Origin of the sequence: Candidatus Thiosymbion oneisti (genome assembly GCF_900092655.1) — a bacterium.
GTDB lineage: Bacteria > Pseudomonadota > Gammaproteobacteria > Chromatiales > Chromatiaceae > Thiosymbion > Thiosymbion oneisti.
In genome coordinates this window covers 1-3,822 of the sequence record NZ_FLUY01001192.1, presented here as the reverse complement: position 1 = coordinate 3,822, position 3,822 = coordinate 1, and the positions used below count along the sequence as shown (strand labels likewise).

Sequence of the window (3,822 nt, the reverse complement as noted above, 5' to 3'; positions counted from 1 at the left end):
GAAGATAATCCATCTGGAAGATGGAGGTTTGTACCTCGATCCGCCTACGGCGGACTGAAGTTTTTGGAGACAATCAAATCGAAAAGCCGCGAGGAGTTGCGGACGCTGCCACAGGTCGAGGCCAAACTGGCAGAGGCATCGGAACAGCTGGCCCGCTACCGCGCCATGCTGGAGGCGGTCTACGGCGAAAAGTTGCGCCTGGCCACCCACGCGGTGGTGGCCCTCGGGCTTACGCGGCTGGTTTGGGAATGATTCGGTACGGAGCAAAATTATTCATGAAACTCCCCTACGGTATCGCCGATTTCCATAAGCTCATCACGCAAGGCTACTTCTACGCCGATCGCACGGATTGCATTGCGTCTCTGGAGCAGGCCGGCGACCATCTGCTGTTTCTGCGCCCGCGCCGGTTCGGCAAGAGTCTGGTGCTGTCGATGCTGGAAAATTATTATGACGTGGCAAAAAGCGATGAATTCGAACGGCTGTTCGGGCAGCTGGCGATCGGCCGGAATCCCACGCTGCGACGCAACCAGTACTTCGTCATGCGCTGGGATTTCTCCGCGGTGATGACCCAGGGGAATACCGAGGCCATCAAGCAGGCATTGCACGATCACATCAACGTTTGTGTGCAAGGTTTCCTTGGCCGCTACCGGGAACGCCTCCCCCAGGTGTCTTTCGTCAATCCCGATAATGCCCTCGCCTCTTTTCACGCCGTCGTCGACGCGGTGGGCCGGACGCCTTATAAGCTCTATTTGTTTATCGACGAATACGACAACTTCGCCAACGAGGTCATGGCCGCGCAACTGAATGGCGGACAGGACCGGTACGCAACCCTGGTTCACGGCGAAGGGATCCTCAAAACGGTATTCAAGACCATTAAATCCCTGGCCAGCGGTCAGGGTCTCGACAAGGTATTCATCATCGGCGTTTCTCCGGTAGTGATGAGCGACATCAGCAGCGGCTATAACGTGGCGCGCGATGTCTCCTTCCTTCCTAAATACCGTGATCTGTGCGGTTTTCACGAAAGCGAAGTGGCAAACACCCTGGAGAAAATCGGCGCGGAATGCAATTTACCCGAATCCCAGGTGCAGGAGGCCCTTTCCACCATGCGTACCTTTTACAATGGATACCGTTTCGGCTATGAAGATGGACCGCTTCTCTACAATCCCACCCTGGCGCTGTATTTTCTCCAGAACTACCAGGAAGAATGTACCTATCCACGGGAAATCCTGGACGATAATCTGGCCATGGATCGGAACCGTATCGAATACATTGCCTGTTTACCCCATGGTCAGGAATTGGTGGCCAAGGCCCTGGATGCCACCGAACCGCTGCTGATCGGACAACTGGCGAGGCGTTTCGGCGTGCATGACATGCTGACGGCCGCCAAGGATCGTGCTTTCCTGGCTTCCCTGATGTATTACCTGGGTATTTTGACCATCGACGGCAGGGACGGCATGGGGGATTTGGCGCTGCGTATCCCCAACCTGGTGATCCGGCGTCTGTATGTGGAACGCATCTGGGACGCCCTGTTACCGGGATATGAGGACCGGGAGACAGCGCACCGGGCCACTAGGCGCTTCTATGGCAGCGGCGACCTCGAACTCCTGTGCGATTTCATCGAAAATCGCTATTTCCAGGTGTTTGACAACCGGGATTACCGCTGGAGCAACGAACTGGTGGTAAAGACCGCGTTCCTGGTGATCCTCTTTTCCGACACCTTCTATATTATGGACTCGGAGACGGCCATCGACACAGGTTATGCCGATCTCAGCATGATCGTCCGACCCGACATGCGCCAGTATCAACTGCTGGATCACCTGCTGGAATTCAAATACGTACCGCTGAAAGCGCTGAACATGAGCAGCGAGGAAATCAAATCGAAAAGCCGCGAGGAATTGCGGGCGCTGCCGCAGGTCAAGGACAAATTGACCGAAGCCTCGGAACAGCTGGCCCGCTACCGCGCCACGCTGGAACAGACCTACGGCGAAAAGCTGCGTCTTACCACCCACGCGGTGGCGGCCCTCGGGCTTACGCGGTTGGTTTGGGAATGATTCGGCATGGATAATCCGAATCGCTAGTGTTTTAACTTCGTTGTTTCTAATGTATTGAGCACCTTGAAAGATCCTATATTGACAGAGAGGTACCCATCATTGATGGGCACGTGGCGCTTAGTGCATCCGATCAAGCCGTCGTGGCCTGAAAACTCCCGTGGCATAACCGAACCTTAAAATCACCCTGATCGGCGCTTGCTTTGCCCATCCTACGGGCTGTTGCCAACGCTTAACTCAATGGCATTGGAGGAATTCTTGCCCGTAGCTGGTCCGCAGTTGGCGATGCACTCGTAGTTGATCAAGTCCTTGATGTCATTGTGAAACAGGGTCAGGCCTGCGGACAGACGGTCCGTATCGCAGCGCTCCCCAGCTCGATGTCAGTCACCAAGTGGAAACGACCTGGTAGCGCTCGCGCAGATCCGCGTAAAGCTCCACCAGCTGCCTCACCGTGGCCTCGCCGGCCTGCCAGTATTCCTTGCGGACCGCCTCCAGCATGCGCTCGGCGATCTGGGCCAGGGCCTGGGGATTGCTGGATTCGAACCAGTTGCGCACCCCCAGCTCCAGGCTGTCGTTCACATAGACACCGACGAAGCCCTGCCATTGGTCGTCCCGCACTACCTCCGGCTTCATACGACCGATGCGATCCGCCGAAAGCGTCGTCCAAACGGTGTAGGTGTGAATCGGCCCAGAACCGGAACGGATGGAAACCAGCGAGGGCGGGTATGGCGATCACCTTCCAGCTCCGTCGCATCCTTCCCTCGAACATTGTCTCGGTTGTTGCTGCCGCTACGGGGGGACGCAAATTTCGGACGCGGGAGGTCGAGGTCGTCGGCGTCTCGGTGGACTCCCATTACACGCACAACGCCTGGCGCAACACGCCCGTCGAACGCGGCGGTATCGGTCCGGTTCGCTACCCGCTAGTGGCCGACCTAACGCACGGTATCTGTAGGTCTTACGGCGTGGAAACGCCGGCGGGCGATGTTGCACTGCGTGGCTCTTTCCTCATCGACCGTTCCGGCGTGGTCCGACACCAGGTGGTCAACGACTTGCCGCTCGGACGGGATATCGACGAAACGCTGCGCATGGTGGACGCCCTGCAGTTCCACGAGACTCATGGTGACGTCTGTCCCGCGGGTTGGCGCACGGGCCAGTCCGGAATGAAGGACACGAGTGAAGGTGTGTCCCGTTATCTGGCTGAGCATGCCGCAGCGCTCTGAAGAGAGACTCTAATGCCTACAGCAGCGGAGGCGCCCTTGGCACGCCGTCTTCCAATCTTCTAATTCGTTAAATAGGCCTCTATAGATGCCTGATCGACTTGCGTGAGCAACCGCCCCTCAGGGCACAAGTCAACAACGAGGAGACGTACAGCATGAAGCGCAGGCTGCTTCCGCTTCTATTCGCCCTGATCGCAGGGACCACGACCTTTTCCGGAACGGCCGATGTTCGGGCCGATGAGCTCAACCTCTATTCGTACCGTCAGCCCTTCCTGATCCAGCCTCTGATGGATGCGTTCACGGAAGAGACAGGCACCAAGGTCAACCTTGTCTATGCCAAGCAAGGCATGCTGGAACGCATCAAGGCGGAAGGGCCGAATACACCGGCTGACCTGGTGCTCACGGTCGATATCGGGCGCTTGAACGATATGGTCGAGGCGGGAGTGTTGGCCGAGACGTCCTCGGCGCTGCTCAATGACGAAGCGGCCGAAGAGACCGGCCTCTCCGACTTTCCGGAAATCTGCCCTTGGGAACCGAGCGAAATCCTGAATCAGGAG

The 3,822-nt window shown here is 57.5% G+C and carries 4 protein-coding genes and 1 pseudogene; 4 read left to right on the top strand and 1 reads right to left on the bottom strand.

Features of this window, described 5'->3' with window-relative positions:
- Positions 1–252 (top strand): annotated as a pseudogene (locus tag BQ17_RS12050) (hypothetical protein); the annotation flags it as partial.
- A gap of 23 nt (positions 253–275) precedes the next feature.
- The gene (locus tag BQ17_RS12045) at positions 276–2,051 is read left to right on the top strand and encodes an AAA family ATPase (protein ID WP_089727381.1); all 1,776 of its coding nucleotides are present in this window, start codon (positions 276–278) and stop codon (positions 2,049–2,051) included.
- 381 nt (positions 2,052–2,432) lie between these two features.
- On the opposite strand, the gene BQ17_RS12040 is transcribed toward BQ17_RS12045, so the two are convergent.
- Positions 2,433–2,681 carry a cobaltochelatase subunit CobN gene (locus BQ17_RS12040; protein ID WP_089727379.1) on the bottom strand — a complete coding sequence of 83 codons (249 nt, stop codon included), beginning with the start codon at positions 2,679–2,681 and terminating at the stop codon, positions 2,433–2,435.
- A 92-nt stretch (positions 2,682–2,773) separates the two neighbouring features.
- On the opposite strand from BQ17_RS12040, the gene BQ17_RS12035 reads away from it, so the two are divergent.
- Together BQ17_RS12035 and BQ17_RS21850 are read left to right on the top strand one after the other, a co-directional pair.
- Positions 2,774–3,268, top strand: coding sequence for a peroxiredoxin (locus tag BQ17_RS12035; protein WP_089727376.1), 495 nt, complete (start codon positions 2,774–2,776; stop codon positions 3,266–3,268).
- 152 nt (positions 3,269–3,420) lie between these two features.
- A partial coding sequence (locus tag BQ17_RS21850; protein WP_369406469.1) for an extracellular solute-binding protein occupies positions 3,421–3,822 on the top strand: 402 nt, incomplete at its 3' end.